Annotated in this window: 17 protein-coding genes; 12 read left to right on the plus strand and 5 right to left on the minus strand. The window is 71.8% G+C overall.

All coding sequences use genetic code 11. The annotated features are described in order from the left end of the window. Positions 1–73 precede the first annotated feature (73 nt). Positions 74–1645: a hypothetical protein gene (locus H5368_RS12400; RefSeq protein WP_182825050.1), complete on the plus strand. Its 1572-nt coding sequence runs from the start codon at positions 74–76 to the stop codon at positions 1643–1645. 6 nt (positions 1646–1651) lie between these two features. On the opposite strand, the gene H5368_RS12405 is transcribed toward H5368_RS12400, so the two are convergent. After that, the gene (locus tag H5368_RS12405; RefSeq protein WP_182825052.1) at positions 1652–3745 is read right to left on the minus strand and encodes a glycosyltransferase; all 2094 of its coding nucleotides are present in this window, start codon (positions 3743–3745) and stop codon (positions 1652–1654) included. A gap of 146 nt (positions 3746–3891) precedes the next feature. On the opposite strand from H5368_RS12405, the gene mrcB reads away from it, so the two are divergent. From mrcB to tsaB, 4 genes are all read left to right on the plus strand, one after another. Continuing rightward, positions 3892–6324, plus strand: a complete 2433-nt coding sequence (mrcB, locus tag H5368_RS12410; protein WP_182825054.1) for a penicillin-binding protein 1B — start codon at positions 3892–3894, stop codon at positions 6322–6324. Positions 6325–6326: 2 nt separating this feature from the next. Beyond that, positions 6327–6869 (plus strand): hypothetical protein, encoded by a 543-nt coding sequence (locus H5368_RS12415; protein WP_182825056.1) that lies wholly within the window; start codon positions 6327–6329, stop codon positions 6867–6869. A gap of 94 nt (positions 6870–6963) precedes the next feature. Continuing rightward, the gene (locus tag H5368_RS12420; RefSeq protein ID WP_182825058.1) at positions 6964–8946 is read left to right on the plus strand and encodes an ATP-dependent DNA helicase; all 1983 of its coding nucleotides are present in this window, start codon (positions 6964–6966) and stop codon (positions 8944–8946) included. A gap of 56 nt (positions 8947–9002) precedes the next feature. Continuing rightward, complete coding sequence (gene tsaB, locus H5368_RS12425; RefSeq protein ID WP_182825060.1) at positions 9003–9725, plus strand: tRNA (adenosine(37)-N6)-threonylcarbamoyltransferase complex dimerization subunit type 1 TsaB; 723 nt, start codon at positions 9003–9005, stop codon at positions 9723–9725. Between the two features lie 18 nt (positions 9726–9743). On the opposite strand, the gene H5368_RS12430 is transcribed toward tsaB, so the two are convergent. Together H5368_RS12430 and gshB are read right to left on the minus strand one after the other, a co-directional pair. Next, positions 9744–10532 (minus strand): energy transducer TonB, encoded by a 789-nt coding sequence (locus tag H5368_RS12430; protein ID WP_182825313.1) that lies wholly within the window; start codon positions 10530–10532, stop codon positions 9744–9746. A 99-nt stretch (positions 10533–10631) separates the two neighbouring features. Continuing rightward, entirely contained in the window at positions 10632–11570 is a 939-nt protein-coding gene (gshB, locus tag H5368_RS12435) for a glutathione synthase (protein WP_182825063.1), read from the minus strand. A 180-nt stretch (positions 11571–11750) separates the two neighbouring features. On the opposite strand from gshB, the gene pilG reads away from it, so the two are divergent. From pilG to H5368_RS12485, 7 genes are read left to right on the plus strand one after another with little or no spacing between them, the layout of a single operon-like run. Next, positions 11751–12152, plus strand: coding sequence for a twitching motility response regulator PilG (gene pilG / locus H5368_RS12440; RefSeq protein WP_182825315.1), 402 nt, complete (start codon positions 11751–11753; stop codon positions 12150–12152). 19 nt (positions 12153–12171) lie between these two features. Next, on the plus strand, positions 12172–12537 hold the full coding sequence (locus H5368_RS12445) for a response regulator (RefSeq protein WP_182825065.1): 366 nt from the start codon (positions 12172–12174) through the stop codon (positions 12535–12537). A 31-nt stretch (positions 12538–12568) separates the two neighbouring features. Beyond that, complete coding sequence (locus tag H5368_RS12450; RefSeq protein ID WP_182825317.1) at positions 12569–13096, plus strand: chemotaxis protein CheW; 528 nt, start codon at positions 12569–12571, stop codon at positions 13094–13096. 31 nt (positions 13097–13127) lie between these two features. Beyond that, entirely contained in the window at positions 13128–15149 is a 2022-nt protein-coding gene (locus H5368_RS12455; RefSeq protein WP_182825067.1) for a methyl-accepting chemotaxis protein, read from the plus strand. Between the two features lie 11 nt (positions 15150–15160). Beyond that, positions 15161–21661, plus strand: coding sequence for an Hpt domain-containing protein (locus H5368_RS13550; protein WP_255486522.1), 6501 nt, complete (start codon positions 15161–15163; stop codon positions 21659–21661). Then, positions 21654–23123 (plus strand): chemotaxis protein CheB, encoded by a 1470-nt coding sequence (locus H5368_RS12480; RefSeq protein ID WP_182825069.1) that lies wholly within the window; start codon positions 21654–21656, stop codon positions 23121–23123. Before H5368_RS13550 ends, H5368_RS12480 begins: the two co-directional genes overlap by 8 nt. Positions 23124–23131: 8 nt before the next feature. Beyond that, positions 23132–23611: a chemotaxis protein CheW gene (locus tag H5368_RS12485; protein ID WP_182825071.1), complete on the plus strand. Its 480-nt coding sequence runs from the start codon at positions 23132–23134 to the stop codon at positions 23609–23611. Between the two features lie 35 nt (positions 23612–23646). Here the strand turns inward: H5368_RS12485 and H5368_RS12490 are convergent, their stop codons facing one another. Together H5368_RS12490 and bioA are read right to left on the minus strand one after the other, a co-directional pair. Continuing rightward, positions 23647–24384, minus strand: coding sequence for a 16S rRNA (uracil(1498)-N(3))-methyltransferase (locus tag H5368_RS12490; protein WP_182825073.1), 738 nt, complete (start codon positions 24382–24384; stop codon positions 23647–23649). Further along, on the minus strand, positions 24375–25778 hold the full coding sequence (gene bioA / locus H5368_RS12495; protein WP_182825075.1) for an adenosylmethionine--8-amino-7-oxononanoate transaminase: 1404 nt from the start codon (positions 25776–25778) through the stop codon (positions 24375–24377). The genes H5368_RS12490 and bioA overlap by 10 nt, the downstream gene beginning before the upstream one ends. Positions 25779–25787: the final 9 nt, after the last annotated feature.

A 25787-nucleotide genomic window follows, 5' to 3' on the forward strand; every position in this document is an offset into this window, starting at 1 on the left:
CGGCGCGCGCAGGCGGCGGCTGGCCGTGCGCGTCACGCGCGCGGATTCACCCGGTGCCGCTTATGCTCCCGGCGTGATTTCCCCCCTGCCTCCCGACGTCCAGCCTTCCAGCGCCGCCGCAGCGCCCGCCCGTCCGGGCGGCGGCACGCGGCTGCGTGACCGCGTGGTCGACCGCCTCGGGCTGGCGCGCCACTGGCAGTGGTGGCTGATCGCATCGATGCTGCTGGTGGTCTTGCTGGCGGTGCTGCGTGAGCCGATCGGCGGCCTGCTGTGGCCCGAGACCCGCAGCGAGGCGCTGCGTGCCGAGGCCGAACGCGCCCTCGCCGAAGGCCGCCTCAGCGCTGCCGACGGCAGCGGGGCACGCGAGCTGTTCGAAGCCGCGCTGGCCATGGATCCCGACCGCCGCGAGGCCAGTCGCGGGCTGGCGCAGGTCGCGGCCGCGGCGCTGGTGCAGGCGCGCGTCGCGCTTGCCGAGGATCGCCTGGACGACGCCCGCGCCGGGCTGGCCCTGGCGCGGGCGCTCTCGGTGCCCAAGGCCGAGGCCGAGGCGCTGGAAGACGCGCTGCGGCGCCGCGAGGCCGGTCACGCCGGACTCGATGAACTGCTGGCGGCGGCGGAGGCCGCGCGCCAGCGCGGACACCTCGACGGCGACGCCAACGCCGCGCTGCCGTTGTACGCGCGCGCCCTGGCCATCGAACCCACGCACGCCGGCGCGTTGCGCGGCCGCGAAGACGCGCTGGCGGAGCTGCTCGGCGGGGCGCGCGAGGCGCTGCGCCGCGGCGACCTCGGGGCGGCGGCGCAGCGCATCGAACTGGCGCGCCGGTACGACGGAGGCCACGTCGATCTGCCTGACACGCTGGCGCGCATGACCGAAGAAACCGACGCGGTGCGCCGCCGCGCGCATGCCGCCCTGGCGCGGGGCCAGCTCGAACGCGCGCTGGACGGCTACAACGCGCTGCTGGCGCTGGATGCGGCGGATGCCGCGGCGCAGGACGGCGTGCAGGCAGTGGCCAGTGCCTACGCCGCGCGGGCATCGCGCCTGGCGGCCGACTTCGACTTCGCGCGCGCCCAGGTCGCGCTGGCGCGCGCGCAGGAGATTGCACCCGATGCCGTGGGGGTTCTCGCGGCCGAAGCCCGGATGACGCGCGCGCGCCGCAGCAGCGCCCGGCTTGCGACGCCGCTGCCCGCCGCCGAACGCGACCGCCGCGTGCGCCAGCTGCTGGATGCGGCCGAGGCCGCGCGTGCGCGCGGCAACCTGCTGTCGCCGCCGGGCGAGAGCGCCTTCGACAGCATCGCGCGCGCCCGCGCGCTGGCGCCGCAGTCGCGCGCGGTGCGTGCCGCCAGCGCACGCCTGCTGCCGGACGCGCGTGACTGCTACGAGCGCGAACTGCGCGCCAACAGCCTGGGCCAGGCGCGCGCCTGCCTGGACGCGCGCGCGGCGCTGGGCGAGGACCCGGGCGAACTCGCCGCGGCCCGCACGCGGCTGGCGCAGCGCTGGCTGGCGGTCGGCAACGAGCGCCTGGGGGCAGGTGAGATCGAGCGCGCGCAGCGCGCGCTGGCGCTGGCGCGTGCCATCGATCCCGGCGTGCCCGGGCTCGACGATTTCAGGCAGCGCCTGCGCGCGGCGGGCGCTGCCGCGGACTGAGCCGGCTCAGGCCATGAACACGCGGTGCACCACCGCGCGCGCGGCGTTGGCGGAGAAATGCCGGGCCACGTTCTCCAGCCCGTGCGTCGCCAGCGCCTGCCAGAGCGTGGCATCGCCGCAGGCGCGCACCACCGCCGAAGCGAACGCCGCGGCGTCGTCGGCCACCAGCACGTCGTGGCCGTCGACCAGATGCATGCCTTCGACCGCGCACGACGTCGCGACCACCGGCTGGCCGTGCGCCATGCTCAGGTTGATCTTGCCCTTGACCCCGGCGCCGAAGCGCAGCGGCGCGACGGCGAGAAGGCCACCGTCCATGTACGGCGCGATGTCGGGCACGTGGCCGTGCACCACCACGCCGGGTAGCGCGGCGAGCGCGGCGACCTCGGGGGTGACATCGCCGCCAATGACGTGGAACGCGATCTCGGGCAGCTGCCGGCGGACAAGCGGGAAGACCTCGGCGGCGAACCAGCGAACGGCATCGACGTTGGGCGGATGGCGGAAGCCACCGACGAACACCAGGTCGCGGCGCTCGGCGAACGGCCTGCCGGGCCCGGCCACGCTGTGCAGGTTGGACAGCACCTCGACCGTCGCGTCGGGCGCATCGCGCTGCAGCACCACGCGCTCGGCCTCGCTGACCACCAGGGTGATGTCGCATGCGGCGATGACGCCCAGTTCGCGCCCGCGCGTGCGCAACGCGGTGCTGGCGATCGCGGCGTCGCCTGTGACCTCCGCGGCGCGCTGCTCGCGCAGGTAGTGCAGGTCGATGCTGTCGAACACCAGCCGCGCCTGCGGCGCATGTTGGCGCAGCAGCGGGATGAACTCGCTGGCCACGTAATGGCGGCAGGCCACGACCACGTCGAAGCGCGGCCCGTGCTCGGCCAGCCACGCTGGCGCGCGCGCGGCGTGCGGCGCGCACCAGCTTTCCACGCCCAGCTGGCGCAGGGTGTCGGTGTATTGGCCGTCGTAGCTGCGGTTGGCGGGCAGGAACACGACATGCGCGCCTTCCTCGCGCAGCAGGCGCATCAGGTTGACCAGCCGCAACGAGCCGGAGTCGCGGTCGGGCTGCGGGGTGAGTGCGTCGATCACCAGCACCTGGCGCTGGCCGGCGTGCAGGGTGGCGGGCGTGGGTTCGTGCGGCGCGCGGTGGCGTGCGAGCGCCCCGGCGTGATGCGCCCGGAAGACCTCGCGATTGCGCACCTGGTAGGCCTTTGGCCCGGCGCCGGTGTCGGTGCCGGATGTGGCGCCCTCGTCGTGCACCACCTTGGCCGCGGGCTGGTACAGCACGCGCCGGCCGGCCGAGCGCACCGCGAAGGCGAGGTCGGTGTCTTCGTAGTAGGCCGGCGCGTAGCGGGTGTCGAAGCCGCCGAGCTCGGCGAACAGCGCGCGCGGGATCGCGATCGCCGCGCCGCTGACATAGTCGGCATCGCGCAGGTAGGCGTAGCGTGGATGCGACGGATCCCCGAGCCGGCCGTAGTTCCAGGCATTGCCGTCGTTGAATACCACGCCGCCGGCCTCCTGCAGGCGGCCATCTGGATACAGCAGCTGCGCGCCGACCAGTCCGGCGTCGGGCACGGCGTCGAAGGTCGCCAGCAGCGCGTCCAGCCAGCCCGGCTGCGGCACGGTGTCGTTGTTGAGGAACACCAGCACCGCGCCGCGGGCGAGGGCCGCGCCGTCATTGCAGGCGGCGATGAAACCGCCGTTGGCCGCGCGCCGGTGGTAGCGCAGGCCGGCCACCTGCGGCAGGGTTTCGGCGGTTTCGTCGGCCGAGCCGTCGTCGACCACGATCACTTCGAACGCCGCCGCCGGCGGATGCGCCGCCAGCGCGCGCAGGCAGGCCAGCGTATGCGCGAGCTCGCCATACACCGGGATCACCACGCTCGCCCGCGACGCGGCGCTGGTCGGCAGCGTGAACGGCGCGAACGCGGTGCGTGGCGGCAGGTACAGCGCGGCGCGCAGGGCCGGGGAGCTGGGCCGCAGCTGCGCACGCACGCGCTCCCAGCTGGAGGCCATGCCGCGGGTGCGCAGGCTCAGCAGGCCCCGGTGCAGCAGGCCGGTGGCGCGGGCGAGGAGAAAGCGCGCGTCGGCGATCGAGAACGGCATCCAGCGACAACTCCGGCTGACTGGGGGGTGGCGGCGTGACCGGGGACGCGTTGGCGCTGGGCTAGACTCGGCACGCTTTTTTCCATTCTCGCATTCCCGCAACGCGCCGACCCGGCGCCACCTGGCCCCCGGGCCGTCGAGCCCACATGGCACGCATCGATTACGACGAAGACGACCACGACGACCACAGCCCGCGCCTCGACTGGCGCCGCCGGCTGCTGACCTGGACGCTGGCCGCGGCCGGCCTCGGCCTCGGCTTCCTCATCCCGTACACGCTGTACCTCAACCACCAGGTCGGAAAAAGCTTCGGGCAGTTGCAGTGGCAGATCCCGACGCGCGTCTACGCGCGTCCGCTGGCGCTGGCGCCGGGACTGGCGATGGATGCCGGCACGCTCAAGACCGAGCTGGCGGCTGCCGGTTATCGCGAAGGCGACGGCCGCAAGGCCGGCACCTGGGCGGCGGGCGAGGGCGGCCGGTTCACCATCGCCAGCCGCGGCTTCCAGGACGTCGGCGGTGCAGTGGCGCCGGGTCGCGTTGAAGTGCAGCTGGCCTCGGGGCGGGTCGCGAAGGTCCGCGACCTGGCGGCCGGGCGCGACGCCAGGTCCGCGCGCCTGGACCCGGCGCGCATCGCCACGCTGTATGGCAAGCAGCAGGAGGAGCGCCGGCTGGTGCGCGTGCAGGACGTGCCGCAGCAGCTCACCGATGCCCTGCAGGCGGTCGAGGACCGCGACTTCGCCAGCCACTTCGGCATCGACCTGGGCGGCATGCTGCGCGCGGCGTTCGTCAACCTGAAGGCCGGCGACACGAAACAGGGCGCCAGCACGCTGACCCAGCAGCTCGCGCGCAGCGGCCTGCTCGGCATCGGCCGCGAGCAGACCTGGAGCCGCAAGTTCAACGAGATCCTGTACGCGCTGCTGATCGAGGCGCGCTACGACAAGGGCGTGATCCTTGAGGCCTACCTCAACCAGGTGTACCTGGGCCAGCGCGGCGCGCAGGCGATCCGCGGCGTGGCCGCCGGCTCCGAACACTGGTTCGGCCGCCACCTCGACGATCTCTCCACCGAGCAGGTCGCGCTGCTGGTCGGCATCATCCGCGGGCCCTCGGACTACGATCCGCGCCGCCACCCCGAGCGCGCGCGCGCGCGCCGCGATTTCGTGCTCGGCAAGATGCTCGAGACCGGGCTGATCGAGCAGGCCGAACACGACCGCGCGGTGGCCGCGCCGCTGGGCGTGAGCGAGCGCCCGGGCAGCGCCGCCGCCAACCGCTTCCCGGCCTACGTGGACCTGGTGCGCCGCCACCTCGCCGCCGACTACTCGGCCGGGGAACTGCAGGGCGCCGGGCTTGCCGTGATGACGAGCATGTCGCCCTCGGCGCAGGCCTACGCCGAAGCGGCGGTGAAACGCACCATGAAGGCGCTCGACAATGCGCGCCGCCCGGCGCTGGAAACCGGCCTGGTGGTCACCGACGTGCACAACGGCGAAGTGGTCGCGGTGGTCGGCAGTCGCGACGTGTCCACGCCCGGCTTCAACCGCGCGGTCGAGGCGCAGCGGCCGGTCGGCTCGCTGCTGAAGCCGTTCGTGTACCTGCTGGCGCTTGCCCTGCCTGACCGCTGGTCGCTGGCGACCTGGGTGGACGATTCGCCGGTGACGGTCACCCTCGACACGGGCAAGCGCTGGAATCCCGGCAATTCCGACGGCAAGAGCCATGGCAGCGTGCGCCTGGTGGACGCGCTGGCGCGCTCCTACAACCAGGCGACGGTGCGCGTGGGCATGGCGGTGCGCCCCGAGCGCCTGGCCAACCTGATCAAGCAGCTGGCCGGCATCGAGGCGGCGGCCAATCCGGCGCTGATCCTCGGCTCGGTCGACCAGAGCCCGTATGCCATGGCGCAGCTCTACCAGTTCCTGGCGTCCGACGGCGAGATCCAGCCGCTGTACACGGTGCGCGGCGTGCTCGGCGAAGACGGCCGCGTGCTCAAGCGCTACGACAAGGCGCCGCCACAGCCGGACGACGGCGACCGCACCGCGGCACGGCTGGTGACGCTGGCCCTGCAGCACGCGGTGTCGTCCGGCACCGGCCGCCAGCTGGTCAACGATGGCCTGGGCAAGCTCAACGCCGCCGGCAAGACCGGCACCAGCAATGACGGCCGCGACAGCTGGTTTGCCGGCTACACCGGCGACCACCTCGCGGTGGTGTGGGTGGGCAACGACAAGAACGAGCAGACCGGCCTGTATGGCGCCACCGGCGCCATGCGGATCTGGTCGGGCCTGTTCAAGGCGATGCCGAGCGCGGCGCTGAAGGTCGGCGACAAGGGACTCGACTGGCAGTGGGTGGTGGGCGGTACCAGCACCGATGCCAGCTGTCCGGCGGCGCGCCGCTTCGCGTTTGCCGAAGGCTTCGCGCCGCCATGGCAGCCCTGCGCGCCACCGGCCTACGTCGATGACCCAGGTGCCGTCGCCGGCGCTGGCGCCGAACCTGGCGGCGGCTGGCGCGAGTGGCTGGGCTTCGGCCGCGACCGCGACGCTGCAGCGGAGCCGACGGAACCGCCACCCCCTCCACCTCCTTCCGAACCGCAGCCGTGACCATGACATCCCGCACGTTCCGCGAAACCTCCCTGCGCATCGCCCTGCCGTGCGCGCTGCTTGTCGCGCTGGCGGCCTGCGCGTCGGCGCCGCCGGCGGCACCGACCACCGCACTCACCTCCGCCACGCCGGTGCAGATGGTCGCGACCATCCGCGCTTCGGCCGGCGATGGCGAAGGCGAACTGTCGGTGCAACCACTGCGCGACAACGAGGTCGAGGACCTTCGCGACCAGGCGCATCGCCTCGAGGCGCAGGGCCACGTGGCCGACGCCGCCAAGGCGCTGGACCATGCGATCGAGATCGTGCCCGGCGATCCCGCGCTGCTGCAGGAGCGCGCCGAAGTCGCGCTGCTGCTGGGCGACCGCGCCGCGGCTGCGAGCCTCGCGGAGCGCGCGTTCGCGCTCGGCTCGCAGGTCGGGCCGCTGTGCCGGCGCCACTGGACCACGCTCGAGCAGGTGCGCCTGCTCGAGGGCGATGCCGCCGGTGCCGCGGCGGCCAGGGCTGCCGTCGACGCCTGCCGGGTCGGCCCGCCAGCGCGCTACTGAGCAGGCGATCGCAGCGGGTGCGCAGTTCGCCGACGTCGCCGACGGTCGACGGATGACGCCCGCGGCCGCGCTTTGCGGCGATCATGACGCCCAGATGAGCCATATCGAACCCGATGTCGCCGCGCCGCAGGTCGAAGGCGAGCTGGCGGCACGCAGCCGCGCCACCCTCGTCGAGGGTGGCCTGCTGGCCGACCGCCTGACCGGATTCCGCCCACGCCCGGCGCAGCAGGACCTGGCCGCCGCCGTCGCCGCGGCGTTCGGCAGCCGCGACGTGCTGCTGGCCGAGGCCGGCACCGGCACCGGCAAGACCTTCGCCTACCTGGTGCCGGCCATCCTGTCGCGGCGCAAGACCATCATCTCCACCGGCACGCGCGCGCTGCAGGACCAGCTGTACCACCGCGACCTGCCGCGGGTGCGCGACGCGCTCGGCATCGGCCTGCGCACCGCGCTGCTGAAAGGGCGCGCCAATTACCTGTGCCGCCATCGCGTGGAGCGCGCGCGGGGCGAGGCGCGCTTCACCAGCGCGGCGCAGGTGTCGCAGTTCGAGCGCATCGTCGCCTGGGGCGGGCGCACGCGCATGGGCGACGTGGCGGAAATGGAGTCGCTGGCCGAGGACTCGCCGCTGCTGCCGATGGTCACGTCCACCGCCGACAACTGCCTGGGCAACGAATGCCCGTTCTGGAGCGAGTGCTTCGTCGTGCAGGCAAGGCAGCGTGCGCAGGACGCCGACATCGTGGTGGTCAACCACCACCTGCTGCTGGCCGACCTGGCACTGAAGCAGGAGGGCTTCGGCGAGATTCTGCCCGGCGCCGAGGCCTTCGTGGTCGACGAAGCGCACCAGCTGCCGGAGCTCGCCGCGCAGTTCTTTGGCGAGGGCCTGTCGGCGCGCCCGCTGGTCGAACTGGCGCGCGATGCGGTCGCCGAATGCCGCGACGTCGACGGCGCGCTGGCGGTGCTGCAGGAGCCGTCACGCGCACTGGAGCAGGCCACGCGCGGCCTGCGCGCGGAGATGGAGGTGGTGCCGGTGCGCGGCACCCAGGCGCAGGCGCTGCTGCACGCCAACGTGGCGGACGCGCTGGACGCGCTGTCGGCATCGCTGGGCGCGCTGGCCGGGGCGCTGGCGCCGCTGCGCGAGGCCGCGCCAGGCCTGGAGGCCTGCCACATGCGTGCGCTCGACCAGCAGGCGCGCCTCGCGCGCTGGTGCGTGCCGCGCGGCCTTGAAGACGGCATGGCCGAGGCCGACGACGACATCCGCTGGTACGAGCTGTCGCCGCGCGGCTTCCGCCTGCAGCGCACGCCGCTGGACGTGTCCGGGCCGTTGCGTGCGCACCGCGAACGTTCGGGCGCGGCCTGGGTGTTCACCTCGGCCACGCTGGCGGTGGACGGCAGCTTCGACCACATCGCGACGCGGCTTGGCCTGGTCGAGCCGCGCACGCTGCTGGCGCCAAGCCCGTTCGACTGGGCCACCCAGGCGCTGGCCTACCTGCCGCCGTCGCTGCCCGAGCCGTCGTCGCGCGATTACAGCGCGGCGATCACTGCCGCGGTGCGGCCGGTGCTCGAGGCGTCGGGCGGCCGCGCGTTCCTGCTGTTCGCTTCGCACCGCGCGCTGCGCGAGACCGCCGAGGGCCTGCGCGACGGGCCGTGGCCGCTGTTCGTGCAGGGCGAGGCGCCGCGGCACGTCCTGCTGCAGCGTTTCCGCGAGTCCGGCAACGGCGTGCTGCTGGGCGCGGCCAGCTTCCGCGAAGGGGTGGACGTGGCCGGCGGCGCGCTGAGCGTGGTGGTGATCGACAAGCTGCCGTTCGCCGCGCCCGACGATCCGGTGTTCGAGGCGCGGCTGGACGCCATCCGCCGCGCCGGCGGCAACCCGTTCCGCGACGAGCAGGTGCCGCAGGCGGTGATCGCGCTCAAGCAGGGCGTGGGGCGACTGATCCGCAGCGAGACCGACCGCGGCGTGCTGGTGCTGTGCGATCCGCGCCTGCTCGGCAAGGGCTACGGCAAGCGCTTCCTCGCTTCGCTGCCGCCATTTCCGCGCACCCGCGACATCGCCGACGTCGCCGCGTTCTTCGCCCGGGCCTGAGGCCGGCGCGCCGGCGCGGGTTACGCTGTCGCGCCCCTCCGCCCGGTCCACCCTCCATGCGCCTGCTCGCCCTCGAAACCTCCACCGAAGCCTGTTCGGTCGCGCTCTGGCTGGATGGCGAGGTGCGCGAGCGCTTCCAGATCGCGCCGCGCCGCCACGCCGAGCTGGTGCTGCCGTGGGCGGATGCGTTGCTGGCCGAGGCCGGCATCGCCCGCGCCAGCCTGGACGGCATTGCCGTCAGCCGCGGGCCGGGTGCGTTCACCGGGGTGCGCCTGGGGATTTCGCTGGCGCAGGGCATCGCGCTTGCGCTGGACCTGCCGGCGCTGGCGGTGTCCACGCTGGCGGTGCTGGCGCAGGGCGCGCGCGTTCCCGAAGCAGGCCTGGCGGATGCGCGTGTGCTCGCCGCGATCGACGCGCGCATGGGCGAGGTCTACCTGGGCGGATTCGCGCGCGCTGGCGACGGCTGGCGGGCGCTGGTGCCCGAGGCGGTCGTGGCACCGGATGCGGCCACGCTGCCGGGCGATGCCACGGAGGGCGGCTGGATCGGCGTCGGCACCGGCTTCGCGGCACTCGACGGCGCATTGCGCACGCGCCTGGGCGCACGCCTGGGCGTGGTCGACGACGCGGCCTTGCCACGCGCCGGCGACCTGGCCCGGATGGCCGCGGCGGCGTTCGCGCGCGGCGAAGCGGTCGCCCCCGACCTGCTGGAACCCGCCTACCTGCGCAACAACGTGGCGCTCACCCTGGCCGAGCAGGCCGCATCGCGCCAGCGCGACTGAGGCAGGGGTGCCACGGCATCAATCGTCGACCAGCTCGCCGCCCGGCAGGAAGTTCCAGGTGCGCGTGACGTGGAGGACGTCGATCTCCTCTTCCGTTCGCGGCAGCGGCGGGTAAGGTTCGGCGAGCCGGGCGATGCGCAGCGCGGCATCGTCGAGCAGGCGCACGCCACTGGACTGGATCACCTCGGCGCGCTCCACCGAGCCGTCGCGGCGGATCGCCACGCTGATCACCAGCGTTCCGGACAGCTGCCGGCGGCGCGCTTCGTCCGGATAGTTGAGGTTGCCGACCCGCTCGACGCGATCCACCCAACTGCGCAGGTACGTCGCGTAGGCCCATTCCTGGGTGCTGGCGGACACGAACTTGCGCTTGGGCCGCTTGGCGTAACGCTCGGACTGCAGGTGGATCTCGGCGGCCAGGCGCGCCATCGCCAGGTCGCGTTCGATGCGTTCCTCGCCGCGCGGCAGCGGCGTGTCGTCGGCGAGCGTTGTGTCCTCCGGCGCGATGACGCGCGATTCGCCGTTGCGGCTGGCGACCACGCGTGTTTCCGGCGGCACGCTGGCGTCGGGTGACTGCGCGCGCATCGCCTGCTGCGCCACGCCGGACTCGTCCTGCGGCAGCTGGCCGACCTGGGCATCGCGGGGGCGCTTGCTGAGCTCGTCCTCGCCACCGCCCTGGTTGCTGGCCTGCGCCAGGAAGTCGGCCTGCGACTGCGTCAGCGGGCTGGTGGTCTCGGTGAGGATGACGTCCAGCGTGGGCAGCACCGGCGCCGCATCGTCGAGCGCGAAGCCGACGCCCAGCACCAGCATGCCGTGCACCAGCAGCGACAGCACCAGGGTGGCGCCGAGCCGGTCGCGCTCGCCGATCACGGACTGGGCAGGCAGTGCCGCCACGTCAGCCGCCGCGCCTCACTGCTCGATGGCGTCGAACAGCAGTCCCGCGATGTTGAGCCCGAACTGGGCGTCAAGCTCGCGGATGCAGGTCGGGCTGGTGACGTTGACCTCGGTGAGGTAATCGCCGATCACGTCGAGGCCGACGAAGCGCATGCCGCGCTTGACCATCTCCGGGCCTACCTGCGCCGCGATCCAGCGGTCACGCTCGCTGAGCGGGCGACCTTCGCCGCGGCCGCCGGCGGCCAGGTTGCCGCGGAACTCGTCGCCCTGCGGGATGCGCGCCAGGCAGTAGTCCACCGGCACGCCGTCGACCAGCAGGATGCGCTTGTCGCCTTCGGTGATCTCCGGCAGGTAGCGCTGCGCCATGGCCAGGTGCCGGCCACTGTCGGTGAGCGTCTCCAGGATCACGTTGAGGTTCGAATCTCCCTTGCTCGCGCGGAAGATCGAGCGGCCACCCATGCCGTCCAGCGGCTTCAGCACCGCCTCGCCATGAAGGGCGACGAACGCCTTCAGCGCGGCGGCATTGCGGCTGACCAGGGTCGGCGGGCAGCACTCCGGGAACAGCAGGGCGGCAAGCTTCTCGTTCAGGTCGCGCAGGCCGCGCGGATCGTTGACCACGTTGGCGCCGGCCATGCGCGCGGCGTCGAGGATCAGCGTGTCGTGCAGGTAGTCGGCGTCGACAGGTGGGTCGCGGCGCATCAGCACGACGTCGCGCACCCGGAACGCACGCTGTGACGCAGTTCCCAGTTTGAACCAGCCCGCGGCATCGTCGGACACCTGCAGCGGTGCGACGAGGGCCTGGGCGACGCCGCCGTCCATCGACAGTCCACCCGGGAGCACGTAATGCAGGCGATGACCGCGCCGTTGCGCCTCGAGCAGCATGGCGAACGTCGAATCCTTGGCGATGGTGATCGATTCGATCGGGTCCATCACGACGATGACTTCGAGTGACATGTGGGCCTTCCACGGCAGTAACTGACAAATGTTAGCAGCTGCATGCGGCGCGATTGCCGCGATTGCCGATCGTGCACGCACAACGCCATATTCTTGCTTGACAGTGTGGCGCCCGACTGGGATATAAGACTGCTTGCAGCGACGCCGGCGTTTACGAGCGACGCGCACCGGGGAGACATGATGACGCAGGACGAGAATCGCGCCGGCAGCCTTGATGGCCTGCGCGTGATGGTGATCGACGATTCGAAGACCATTCGCCGCACGGCAGAAACCCTGCTGCGTCGCGAAGGCGCCGACGTTGTGACCGCGACCGACGGGTTCGAGGCGCTGGCCAAGATCGCCGACCAGCGGCCGCAGATCATCTTCGTCGACATCATGATGCCGCGCCTGGACGGCTACCAGACCTGCGCCCTGATCAAGAACAACCAGCTTTTCAAGCACACGCCGGTGATCATGCTGTCCTCCAAGGACGGCCTGTTCGACAAGGCCCGCGGCCGCATCGTGGGCTCCGAGCAGTACGTCACCAAGCCATTCACGCGCGAGGAACTCCTCGACGCCATCCGCAAGCACGTCAACGCCTGACCGGGGGGACAGGTACACCATGGCAAAGATCCTGTTGATCGAGGATTCGCCGACCGATACGGCGGTGCTCACCCAGTTGCTTGAACGCAACGGCCACGAGGTGCTGGCTTCCGCCAACGCCGAAGACGGCATCGAAATGTGCAAGCGCGAGCTGCCGGCACTGGTCCTGATGGACCTGGTGCTGCCGGGCATGAACGGTTTCCAGGCCACGCGTGCGCTGTCGCGCGACGCGGCGACCAGCGCCATCCCGGTGCTGATCGTCAGCACCAAGGGCATGGAAACCGACAAGGCCTGGGGTATGCGTCAGGGCGCCAAGGGCTACATCGTCAAGCCGCCGGTCGAACGCGACCTGGTCGAGCAGATCAACAGCCTGCTGGGTGCCTGAAGTGGCCAAGCGCCCCGCCCGCCCGGTGGCGATGGATCCGTTCGAGATCCTCGCCGTCTACGAGCAGCGCAGCCTGGCGCACATTGCCGGCCTGCCGGAACAGCTCGACGCGCCCGGCCTGTGGCGCGGTGTCGGCTACCGCGTCGGCCGCCGCTCGCTGGCCTCCGGCTTCGACGAGGTGGTCGAGATCCTGCCCATGCCGCAGCTGACGCCGGTGCCCGGCTCGCAACCATGGATGCTCGGCGTCGCCAACATCCGCGGCAACCTGCTGCCGGTGGTCGACCTGCGCATGTTCCTGGAAGGCGAGCGCACCGTGCTGCACGAAAGCCAGCGCGTGCTGCTGGTGCGCCAGCCCGGCGGCGACGTGGCCGTGACGATCGACGAGTTGTACGGCCAGCGCAGCTTCCTGGTCGAGCAGGAAACCGATGCCACCGGCCTTGCCGATGGCCGCTATGCGAACTTCATCGACCGCGCCTACGAAGTGGGCGGTCATCCATGGGCGGTATTCAGCCTCGACAGGCTGTCCCGCACCCCCGAATTCCGACACGCCGCGGCATGACCGCCGCCCCAGCAAGGCCAGAGGTAACACCATGAGCAATGTCATCGACAGCGTAGCCGGCAAGGGTCGCAACATCGGCACCAACGTCTGGATCTGGTTGCTGGTCGTGTCGCTGCTGGTATTCGCCGGCAACACCATCTACGCGATGACCAAGGCGGCGCGGCTTGGTGGCGCCAGCACCGCGGCGTCGAGCCTGCAGGTGAACTCGCAGCGCCTGGCCAACCAGGGCCGGGAGGCGGTCGAAGGCAATGCCGCGTCGTTCGTGGCGTTCCGCGCCACCAAGGCCGCGATCGACGGCGACATCTCGCGCCTCGACAGCAACTTCGGCAGCACCACCGGCGTCAGCGGTCCGATCCGCGCGGTCGGCGAAACCTGGGCGCCCCTGGCGATGAACGCCGACCAGGTGCTGGCCAGCGAGGCCGCGGTGGTCGCCTTCGCCGGCAACGCCGAACGCTTCAGCCAGGCGGTGCCGCAGCTGCAGGCGCAGCTCGATGAAGTGGTGCGCGCGATGTCGGCCAGCGGCTCGCCGTCGTCGCAGATCTACATCGCCCTGCGTGAAGTGGTGCTCGCCTCCACGATGGCGCGCCGCGTCACCGAAATCCGCGCCGGTGGCGCCGGCGCCTCCAACGCGGGTGACGCGCTGGCCCGCGACGCGGGCGTGTTCGAGCAGGTGCTCACCGGCCTGCGTTCGGGCGACGACGCCATGAACGTGCAGCCGCTGGGCAATGCCGCCGCGCTGGCCGCGCTGGCGCAGGCGACCACGCAGTGGACGGAGATGAAGAAGGACCTCGACGCGATCCTCGCCAGCTCCGAGAACCTGTTCGCCGCGCAGAACGCCGCCGCCGCGCTGACCACCGGGTCGGACAAGCTGCTCGGCAACAGCGAGTCGCTGTTCCAGGCGCTGACCGCGTTCGGCTCGCTGCGCGACACCAGCCTGCTCGGCAACATCTGGATCTCGATCATCGCCGGTGGCCTGGCGCTGTTCGCGCTGGCCGGCCTGCTGTGGGCACTCGGCCGCGCGCAGCGCGAGCGCTTCGAGACCACGATGGAGCTCAACAACCGCAACCAGGAGGCGATCATGCGCCTGCTGGACGAAATGGGCTCGCTCGCAGAAGGCGACCTGACGGTCAAGGCCACGGTCACCGAGGACATGACCGGCGCGATCGCCGACTCCATCAACTTCGCGGTCGAACAGCTGCGCAGCCTGGTGCAGACCATCAACGACACCTCGGTGCAGGTGGCGTCCAGCGCCCAGGAGACACAGGCCACCGCCATGCACCTGGCCGAGGCCGCCGAGCACCAGGCGCAGGAGATCAACTCCGCGTCCGACCGCATCAACGAGATGGCGCAGAGCATCAACCAGGTGTCGCGCAACTCCGCCGAGTCGGCCGACGTGGCGCAGCGCTCGGTGCAGATCGCGACCAAGGGCGCGGGCGTGGTGCGCGAGACGATCGCCGGCATGGACTCGATCCGCGACCAGATCCAGGAAACCTCCAAGCGCATCAAGCGGCTGGGCGAAAGCTCGCAGGAGATCGGCTCGATCGTCGAACTGATCAACGACATCTCCGAGCAGACCAACATCCTGGCGCTCAACGCGGCCATCCAGGCGGCGTCGGCCGGCGAGGCGGGCCGCGGATTCGCGGTCGTGGCCGACGAAGTGCAGCGGCTCGCCGAGCGCTCGTCCAACGCCACCAAGCGCATCGAATCGCTGGTCCAGACCATCCAGTCCGATACCAACGAGGCGGTCAGCTCGATGGAGCAGACGACCTCCGAGGTGGTTGCCGGTGCGCGCCTGGCCGAGGACGCCGGTACCGCGCTGGGCGAGATCGAAAGCGTCTCGACCAGCCTCGCGTCGCTCATCGAGGGCATCTCCAGCGCCTCGCAGCAGCAGTCGGCGGCCGCGACCAACATCACCGCGACCATGAACACGATCCAGTCGATCACCGCGCAGACCTCGCAGGGCGCGAACCAGACCGCCGAGTCCATCGGCAACCTGGCGCAGCTTGCCGCCGACCTGCGCCGCTCGGTCGCCGACTTCAAGCTGCCGGCCTGAAGCGCAGACCGATGACCGCCCTGCGCGACGCGATCGACTACACCACGCTCGGCTGGGTCAAGCCGGAGCTCGACGAGACCCTGCGCCAGGCGCGGATCGAAATCGAGGACTTCGCCGCCGACCCCGCCGACACCAGCCGCATGCGCTTTTGCGCCAGCTACCTGCACCAGGTGCAGGGCACGCTGCGCATGGTCGAGCTGTATGCGCCGGCGATGGTGGCCGAGGAGATGGAGCGCCTCGCCCAGGCGCTGCAGGAAGGGCGCAGCGTCGACCGCGACGGCGCCTGCGCCACCCTGATGCGTGGCGTGGTGCTGCTCCCGGATTACCTGGAGCGCCTGCAGAGCGGGCACAAGGACATTCCAATCGTGCTGCTGCCGCTGCTCAACGAGCTGCGCGCGGCGCGCGGCGAGGCAGGGCTGTCGGAGAGCGTACTGTTCGCGCCCGACCTGCAGCGTCCGCTACCGGGCTCGATCGCGCCGGCGCCGACCACGGTCGAGCCGGCACCGGTGCGCAATGCGCGCGCCCAGCCGCTGCTTGCCGGGCTGCGCGACGCCATGGCCGCGTGGCCCGAATCCGGCACGCCGCACAACGCGGGCGTGCTGGCCGCGTCGCTCGACGACCTGCTGGCGCATACCCGCCAGGAACCCGCGCGGCGGATGCTGTGGGTCGCCTCTTCAGTGGCCAAGGCCATGTCCGATGGCGCGCTGCAGGCCGGCCCCGGCCTGCGCCAGGTGTTCGCCAGCGTCGAGCGCGAGTCGCGGCGCATGTTCGAGGACGACGGTTTCGGCATCCCGCGTGCCGAGGCCGTGCTCGAGCCCACCCGCCAGCTGCTCTACCACGTGGCCCACGGCAGCGGCGACCATGCGCAGCTGCGCGCGCTGCACGACACCTTCGAACTCTCCGGACAGCTGCCCTCGGCTTCCGAGATCAGCCACGCGCAGGGCAGCCTCAGCGGCCGCAACCGCGCGCTGCTCGACACCGTGTCCGCCGCCGTCAAGGAAGACCTGCTGCGGGTCAAGGATGCGCTCGACCTGCACCTGCGCACCGGCGAAAGCGAGCTTTCGCGCCTGGCGCCGCAGGTCGACGCGCTCGGCGGCGTCGCCGATACCCTCGGCATGCTTGGCCTGGGCGTGGCGCGCGGCGTGATCCAGCAGCAGCGCGATGCGATGGCGGCGATTGTCCGTGGCGACCGCAGCGCCGACGAGGGCGCGCTGCTCGATGTCGCCGGCGCGCTGCTCTATGTCGAAGCCACGCTCGACGACCAGGTGTCGCGCCTCGGCGCGGGCGACGAGGATGGCGGCGACGAGGACGACCTGTTCTCCACCGAGTCGCGCAAGGTGCTGGAGGTGCTGGTCCGCGAGGCCATCGCCAACTTCGCCGATGCGCGCCAGGCATTCGTCGCCTTCATCGAGACCAGCTGGGACCACGCCGAACTGGCCGAGGTGCCGCGCCTGCTGCAGGAAGTCTCGGGCGCGCTGCAGATGCTCGAGCTGCCGGTGCCGGCCGCGTACCTCACCGGGGTGCGCCGTTACACCGAGGCCGAACTGATCGGCTCCCGCCGCGTGCCCAATGGCCGCCAGCTGGACACGTTCGCCGATGCGCTGGCAAGCCTCGAGTACTACCTCGAGGCGCTGCGCGAGAACAGGTTCAACCGCGACGAGATCCTCGACGTCACCCGCCAGAGCCTGGAAACGCTGGGCTACTGGCCGCTGCCGGCTGAACGCGAGACCGACGCCGCCGTATCGTCCGATGCGTCCGGCGACGACGCGCAGGCGGTCTTCAGCGAAGCGGACATCGAGCGCACGGTCGCGGCGCTCATCGACCGTGACCGCGACGGCGACGGCGCGCGGGCCACCTTGCCCGCGCCCGTGGAGACACCCGCGGCCATGCCCGCAGCGGCGCCAGCGCCCGCGATCGCACGCGCCGAAGGCGGCTTCGAAGCCACCGGCGACGAGATCGACGACGAGATCCGCGAGGTGTTCCTCGAGGAGTTCGCCGAGGAAATCGACAACCTCGACCAGCTGCTGCCGCTGTGGCGCGCACAGCCGGACGACATGGAGCGCCTGCGCCCCATCCGCCGCGTGTTCCACACCCTCAAGGGCAGCGGGCGCCTGGTAGGCGCGCGCACGCTGGGTGAATTCAGCTGGAAGGTCGAGCACATGCTCAATCGCGTGCTCGAGGGCACGCGCGTCGCCAGCCCCGCCGTGGTGGCGATGGTCGACCAGGCCTTCTACACCCTCCCGCAGCTGCAGGCCGCGTTGCGCGGCGACGGCCCGGTGCAGGTCGACCTGGCCCGCATGCAGGCGTCCGCCGAGCGCATCGCCGCCGGCGACGAAGGCATGCCCGAGCACGCGGTGGCGGTGGAAGTGGCCGGCGATGATGTGCCTGCCGAAGACACGGTCGCCGCCGAGGCTGGACTGGCCGATGCCGATGCCGATGCCGGGCGCGACGCGATCGCCCCGCTGGCCGATGCGCCGCGTGCCGGGATCGAAATGATGCCGGCGTCGGTCGACGCCCTGCTGCTGGAAATCCTCGACGCCGAGGTGGCCGGACACCTGGTGACGGTCGATGCCTGGGTGGCTCGTGCCGCCGACGCGCCGACCGCGGCCAGCGAAGAACTGCTGCGCGCGCTGCACACCATGAACGGTGCCTTCGCGATGACCGAAGTGCCGTCGGTCGCGCAGGTCGTGGCGCCCGCCGAAGGCTATATCCGTCGCCTGCTCGCAGGCGGCACTCCGGCTTCCGTGGAAGGCGTGGCCGCGATCGGCGAGCTCACCGAGGTGGCCCGCGCCGCCCTGGTTGGCCTGCACGCGCCCGCGCCGCAGGTGCCGGTGGCGTTGGCCCTGGCCGCGCGCCTGGTGGGCCTGCGCGACGCCCTGCCGGACATCAGGCTGGCCCCGCAGGATGCGCAGGCCACCGAGACCGACGCCGGCGCGGACGACAGCGGAATGCCGGCCTGGATCGGCCAGTCGCCGGATCTGGTCGCGCTCGACCTGAGCCCATATGCGAGCTTCCAGGCCAGGCATGACGATGCCACCGCGATCGTCAAAGACGATGTGGATGCGGACGCAGAGCGCCTGGAGGCCGAACGCCTGGAGGCAGAACGCCTCGAAGCCGAACGCCTCGAAGCCGAGCGTCTCGAAGCCGAGCGGCTCGAAGACGAGCGGCTCGAAGCCGAACGTCTCGAAGCAGAGCGTCTCGAAGCCGAGCGCCTGGAAGCCGAACGCCTCGAAGCAGAGCGCCTCGAAGCCGAGCGCCTTGAAGCAGAGCGCCTTGAAGCAGAGCGCTTCGAGGTCGAGCGCCTTGCAGTGGAACGCCTCGAAGCCGAGCGGCTCGAAGCCGAACGCGTCGAAGCCGAACGTATCGAAGCCGAACGCCTTGAACTCGAGCAGCTTGAAGCCGACATCGCCGCGGGAGAGCGCGCCGAAGCCGAGCGCCTCGAAGCCGAACGCCTCGAAGTCGAACGCCTTGAAGCCGAGCGTGTCGAAGCGGACCGCCTCGAGGCCGAGCGCCTTGAAGTGGAGCGTGTCGAGGCAGAGCGCCTGGAAGCAGAGCGCAGTGAAGCCGAGCGCATCGAGGCCGACCGCATTGACGCGGAGCGCCTCGAAGTCGCGTCCGCCGAAGCTGGCGTCGCGGGCGTCGACCTGCTCGCGGATGGCGCTCTGGCGGCCGATCCGGCGTCCCTCGAGGCCGAGCGCACCGCACTCGATGCGCTCGAAGCCGGACTTCTCGAGTCCGGCCGGATCGAAGCGGAGCGCCTGGAAGCCGAACGCGTCGAGCTCGAGCAGCTGGAAGCCGAGATCGCCGCCGAAGAACGTGCCGAAGCCGAGCGCATCGCCGCGGAGCGCCAGGAGGTGGAGCGCCTGGAGCTCGAGCAGCGCGAAGCCGCGATGGCCGCCGAAGAAGTCGCCCAGGCGGAGCACGCCGAAGCCGAGCGCGCGGAAGCCGAACGCCTCGAACTCGCGCAGCTGGAAGCCGAACTTGCCGAAGCGCAACGCGCCGACGCCGAGCGCATCGACGCCGAACGTGCCGAGGCCGAACGCCTTGAAGCCGAGCGCCTCGACGCCGAAGCCTTCGAGGCCGAGGAACTCGCGGCTGCGATCGACGGCCGCCACGACATCGACCCCGCGGTGGCCAGCCTGCTGGCGGCGATCGCGCTCGACCAGGATCCGGATGCGGCGTTCGACTTCACCGGCCTGGACCCGGAACTCATCGACATCTTTGTCGAGGAGAGTCGCGACCTGCTCGACCACTCCGACAGCCTGCTGGCCCGCCTGCGCGAAACGCCCGGCGACCGCGAGCCGGTGGTCGGCATGCAGCGAGACCTGCACACCCTGAAGGGTGGCGCGCGCATGGCCGGTGTGTTCGCCATCGGCGAGCTGGGCCACGCGATGGAATCGCTGCTGGAAGCCGTGGCGGAGCAGCGCTTCGACCTCGGCCGCGGTGACGTGCCGCTGCTCGAGCGCGGTTTCGACCGCCTGCATGCCATGGTCCTGCGGGTGGGCGAAGGCCGTGCCATCAGCGCCTCGCAGGCCTTGATCGACGCGTTCGATTCACGTGCCCGCGGCGACGACCTGGCGGCGCATGCGGCGGGTGTCGATGCCGCGCGCGTGCCGGCGCCCAAGGTTGAACTGAAGCCGCTGTCGGCGCCGATGAGCACCGGCCCGCTTGCCGGCGACGACGACGACATCGCCGTCCGCGCGCCGCAGGAACAGGTGCGCATCCGCGCCGACCTGCTCGACCGCCTGGTCAACTACGCCGGCGAGGTGGCGATTTACCGCGCCCGCCTGGAACAGCAGCTGGGCGCGTTCCGTGGTGCGATGGGCGAGATGGAGCAGACCAACATGCGTCTGCGCGACCAGCTGCGCCGCCTCGACATCGAGACCGAAGCGCAGATCGTCGCCCGCTACCAGCGCGAGCAGGACACCGGCGACGCGACCTTCGATCCACTCGAGCTCGACCGCTTCTCCACGCTGCAGCAGCTGTCGCGCGCGCTCGGCGAGTCCGCGGCCGACCTGACCAGCCTGCAGGGCACGCTGGACGACCTGACGCGCCAGTACGAAACCCTGTTGCTGCAGCAGTCGCGCGTGAGCTCGGAACTGCAGGAAGGCCTCATGCGCACGCGCATGGTGCCGTTCGACGGACTGGTGCCGCGCCTGCGCCGCGTGGTCCGCCAGGCCGCCGGCGATACCGGCAAGCACGTGCAGCTCAAGCTGGACGGCGCGCATGGCGAGCTCGACCGCAACGTGCTGGAACGCATGACCGCGCCACTCGAGCACATGCTGCGCAACGCGGTGGCGCACGGACTCGAGCTGCCCAAGCAGCGTCGCAAGGCGCGCAAGCCCGAAGAAGGCACCGTGCACATCGCGGTGCGCCGCGAGGGTTCGGAAGTGGTGCTCGAGGTCGGCGACGACGGCGCCGGCCTGGACCGCGCCGCGATCCGCCGGCGTGGCGAGGAGCGCGGCCTGCTGCGCGCGGACGCCGTGATGGCCGATGCCGACCTCGACATGCTGATCTTCGAGCCGGGCTTCTCCACGGTCGATGAGGTCAGCCGCCTGGCCGGCCGCGGCGTCGGCATGGACGTGGTGGCCAGCGAAGTGCGCCAGCTCGGCGGCACGCTGGACATCCGCACCCGCAAGGGCGAGGGCACGACCTTCATCCTGCGCCTGCCGCAGACGCTGGCGGTGACCCAGGCGGTGTTCGTCAAGATCGCCGACACCAGCTTCGCGGTGCCGATCGCGTCGGTGCGCGGCGTCGGGCGCATCGCCCGCGACGAGTTCGAGAAGCCCGGCGCCAGCTACTCCTACGGTGGCGAGGACTACGTCGTCCACGACCTCGGCGGACTGGTCGGCCATGGCGCGGCGAAGGCCGAGGGCCAGATGCAGATGCCGGTGCTGCTGGTGCGCTCGGGCGAGTTGCGCGCGGCGGTCGCGGTCGACCAGATCATCGGCAGCCGCGAGATCGTGGTGAAGCCGGTGGGGCCGCAGGTCGCCTCGATTCCGGGCATCTTCGGCGCCACCATCATGGGCGACGGCGGCGTGGTGGTGATCCTCGACGTGGCGCCGCTGGTGCGCCGCCAGGCCACCATGCCGCGCGATGTCGAGCCGGTGGTGGTGCAGGAGCAGCGCCCGGTGCCGCTGGTGATGGTGGTCGACGACTCGATCACCATGCGCAAGGTCACCGGCCGCGTGCTCGAGCGCCACAACTTCGAGGTCGCGACGGCGAAGGACGGCGTGGACGCGCTCGAGCGGATGGCGGATCGGGTCCCGGACCTGATGCTGCTGGACATCGAGATGCCGCGGATGGATGGCTACGAACTTGCCACCATCATGAAGGCCGACCCGCGCCTGCGGAACGTGCCGATCGTGATGATCACCTCGCGTACCAGCGAGAAGCATCGCCAGCGCGCGTTCGAGATCGGCGTGGATCGCTACCTCGGCAAGCCGTACCAGGAGAACGAACTGGTCCGCAACGTCTACGACCTGCTGAAGCTGAAACGCGAAGATGCCTGACGCCGCGAGCGACAAGATCCGCGTCCTGCTGCTGGCGCGTCCCGGCGAGGCGCGCACGCGCCTGGAAGCCGCGGTCGCCGACGCCGGCGCGGAGCTCGCGCTGGCGGCCGACCCGGTCACCGCCGATCCGGCCGAGGCCCTGGCGCTCGCGCCGCAGGCGGTGCTGGTGGCGCTGGAGCCGGCGATCGAGGACGCGCTGGAACGCTATGACGCGCTGCTCATGGACCCCGCGGTCGTGGTGGTGTTCGACGAGGCCGAGCTTGCCGCGCAGCGCGACGGTTGGGACGCGGCGCGCTGGGTGCGCCATCTCGCCGCCAAGCTCAACCGCCACCACGACGTGCTGCCACCCGGCGCGGAAGACGAACACACCCTCCACCCGCATCCGGGACCGCTGCCGGCACGCGAGTTCGACGGCGCCACGCTCGACCTCGAGGCGATGGCGGACACGGCGCATGAACTTGCCGCCGACGTTCCCCGCGCGGACGTGTTCGCCGACGAGGCGACGGACCCTGGCTTGTCCGGTCTGCTGTCCGTCGAAGACATGGACTGGTCCTCGTCGGCCGCCGGCGGCGATTACGACATCTCGCTTGCCGACGACCCGGCGCTTGCCGCGCTGCTGGCCGAGCAGGCGCAAGCCACGTCCGGCGACGTGCCGTCGCCGGCGGACGTCGATGACGGGTCCGGGTTCAGCCTGGTCGACCCCGAGGCGCCAGCAGCGGACGGCGTCGATATGGCTGGCCCCGACGGCATCGACGCCAGCGCCGAGGGCGGCACGGCCGACATGCTCGCGCTTGGCGATGGCCTGTCGCTGGCCAATGACGATGCGCCGCTGGCCAGCCGGCCTGCCGTGCAGCCGGTCGATCTCGATGCCCTGGAAAGCCGCCTCGGCGGGTTGTCGCTGGCGGAATTCGACAGCTACGGCCATGGCACGTTGCGCGGCGCGGTGCTGGTCGAGGGAGGGCTCGGTGGACCGGATGCGGTGCGCCAGCTGCTTGGCAACCTGCCCGAAGGATTCCCGCGTGCCGTGCTGGTGCGCCTGCAGCTCGATGGTGGCCGTTACGACCGCCTGGTGAAGCAGATGGAGCGCGCGACGCCGCTGCCGGTGGCGCTGGCGGAGGACGGCCAGGCCGCCGAGGCCGCCACGATCTACTTCCTGCCGCCGGAACTGGTGGTTGTCGCCGACCGTGCGCGCCTGGTGTTCGCGGCAGTCGATGAACACGACGCGCGCGACCCCGTGGCGGCGCTGCCTGCCGGCGACAGCGCACTGCTGTTCCTGAGTGGCAGTGATCCGGTCCGCGCCGAACGTGCCATGGCGCTGGCCATGGAGGGCGCGCTGGTGATGGCCCAGTCCCCGGGGACCTGCTACGACGCGGCTGCCGCCGACGCGCTGATTGCGCGTGGCGCCGCGGCCGCCGATCCCGCCGACCTCGCGCAGCAGCTGCGCGACCGCTGGCCAAGTTGAGGACCGACATGAACGCCCACGCCAATGCCGAGATCCGCGGTGTCCTGATCCAGGTCGCAGGCGCGCGCCTGCTGCTGCCCAACGCCACGATCGCCGAGGTCCTGTCGTTCGCCGAGCCCGAGCCGGTCGAGGGTGCCCCGCAGTGGCTGCTGGGCCGCATCCGCTGGCGTGGCTGGCAGCTGCCGCTGGTGTCGTTCTCGCGCCTGTCCGGCCTCGCCGATGAAGTCGGTGGGCTTGGCAGCAAGGTCGTCGTGCTCAAGGCCCTCGGCGACGACCCCAAGCTTCCGCATGTCGCGCTGCTGACCCAGGGCTTCCCGCGCCTGGTGACGGTGGCGCGCGACGCGCTGGTGGAAGAGACCGCCGATGACGAAGGCGACCAGGCACTGCCGACCGCCGTGCGCATGCGCGTGCTGCTCAACAACGAGCCGGCACTGCTGCCTGACGTGGACGCGCTGGAAGGCGCGATCCGCGACGCGCTTGCCGCCTGAGCCCAAGGCGGCCCGCTCGCGTCCGCGCTGTCCGGCTAGCGAAGATCCCCGAACGTCGCCTGCAACACGCTGACCGCGGCGATGCCGGCGGTTTCGGTACGCAGGATCCGCGGCCCCAGCCGCACCCCGGAGAAGCCGGCTGCAAGGAGTTGCTCGCGGTCGCGCGGCGACCAGCCGCCTTCCGGGCCAACACCGACCACCACCGTGGCCGATGGCGGCAAGGACAGTGCGTGGATGCCAGTTGCCGCGCCGGGGTCGAGCGTCAGCCGCAGGCTGTCGCCAGGCAGTGACAGCAGGGCTTCGGCGAGGCCCAGCGGAGCCGCAACGGAAGGCAGCCGCGCGCGCCCGCTCTGTTCACACGCGGAGGCCACCACACCCTGCCAGTGCTGCACGCGTTTTGCGGACCGCGCGGCATCGAGCCGCACCTCGCTGCGCTCGCTGTTGACAGGTACAAACCCGGCTACGCCGAGTTCGGTCGCCTTCTGCAGGATCAGATCCATCTTTTCGCCGCGCGCCACGCCCTGCAGCAGCATGATCCGCAGCGGCGACTCGGCCTCCACCACGCGCGCGGCCAGCACCTCGACCTCGCCGCCGCGCTTGCCGGCCGCCACGACACGCGCGTCATAGTCGTGGCCGTCGCCGTTGAACAGCACGCACGCGTCACCCACGCCAAGCCGCAGCGCGCGGAGCAGGTGGGCCGCGGCGTCCTCCGGCAGCGCCAGCCGCTGGCCCGGCGCGAGCGGGGCGTCGACCCAGGCGCGCGTCAGGCGCATGTGCCTGCCGCGATCGCCGCCGCCGTGGTCTCGGCGAGCAGCGCCAGCTGGTCGTCGTCGATGCAGTAGGGAGGCATCCAGTAGAGGATGTCGCCGAGCGGGCGCAGCAGTACGCCGCGCTCGATGGCCTCGCGGTGCGCGCGCAGGCCGACCTTGTCGGACGCGGCGAACGGTGTCGCACGGTTGCCGTCGCGCGCCAGTTCGAAGGCCACCACCATGCCGGCCTGGCGGACGTCGGCGACGTGCGGCAGCGACGCGAACGGCGCGGCCAGCGCAGCCATCTTCGCGGCAGTGGCCTGGGTGCGGGCGATGACATCGTCGCTGGCGAAGATGTCGAGCGATGCCAGCGCCGCGGCGCAGGCCAGCGGGTTGCCGGTGTAGCTGTGCGAATGCAGGAACGCGCGTTCGCGCGTGTCGTCGAGAAAGCCGTCGTAGATCGCCTGCGTGGCCAGCACCGCCGCCAGCGGCAGGAAACCGCCGGTCAGGCCCTTCGACAGGCACATGAGGTCGGGCATGATGCCGGCCTGCTCGCAGGCGAACATCGTGCCGGTGCGCCCGAAGCCGGTGGCGATCTCGTCGGCGATCAGGAACACGCCGTGCACGTCGCACAGCTCGCGCGCGCGCTTCAGGTACACCGGGTCGTGCATGCGCATGCCGCCGGCGCACTGCAGGCGCGGCTCCAGGATCAGCGCACAGAACTCTCCGGGATGGTCATCGAACAGGCGCGCCAGCGCGTCGGCCGCGTCTTCGGCGCAGCTTGCCGCGGACTGGCCCGGTCGTGCGAGGTAGGCATCCGGCGACGGCGTGAACATCGCCTCCAGCAGCAGCGGCGCGTACACGCGGCGGTACAGCGGGATGTCGCCCACCGAGAGCGCGCCGATGGTCTCGCCGTGGTAGCCGTTGGACAGCGCGGCGAACTTCGTACGCCGCGGCTCGTCGCCGCGGTTGCGGAACCACTGGAACGCCATCTTCAGCGCGACTTCCACGCCCGCCGAGCCGTTGTCGGCATAGAACACCTTGGCCAGCGGCGCGCGGCCGGCCTGGCGCGGCGCCAGCGCGAGCAGGCGCTCGGCCAGCTCGACCGCGCCCGGGTGCGTGGCACCGGCCAGGATCACATGCTCCAGCGTGCGCGCCTGGCGCGCCACCGCTTCGGCGATGCGCGGTTCGGCGTGGCCATGGATGTTGGTCCACCAGCTGCTGACCGCGTCCAGCGTGCGCCGGCCGTCGTGGCCGACCAGCCAGGCACCGTCGCCGCGCGCGACCTCGAGCATCGGCAGCTCGCCGGCCTGCTCGCGCATCTGCGTGCACGGGTGCCAGACCACGGCCAGGTCGCGGGAACGCCAGCTGCCGGGCTCGGCTAGAATGGCGGGATCGTGGATCGCCTTGTCGGACATCGCTGCATT

It is taken from the genome of Luteimonas sp. MC1782 (genome assembly GCF_014164605.1).
Taxonomy (GTDB): Bacteria; Pseudomonadota; Gammaproteobacteria; order Xanthomonadales; family Xanthomonadaceae; genus Luteimonas.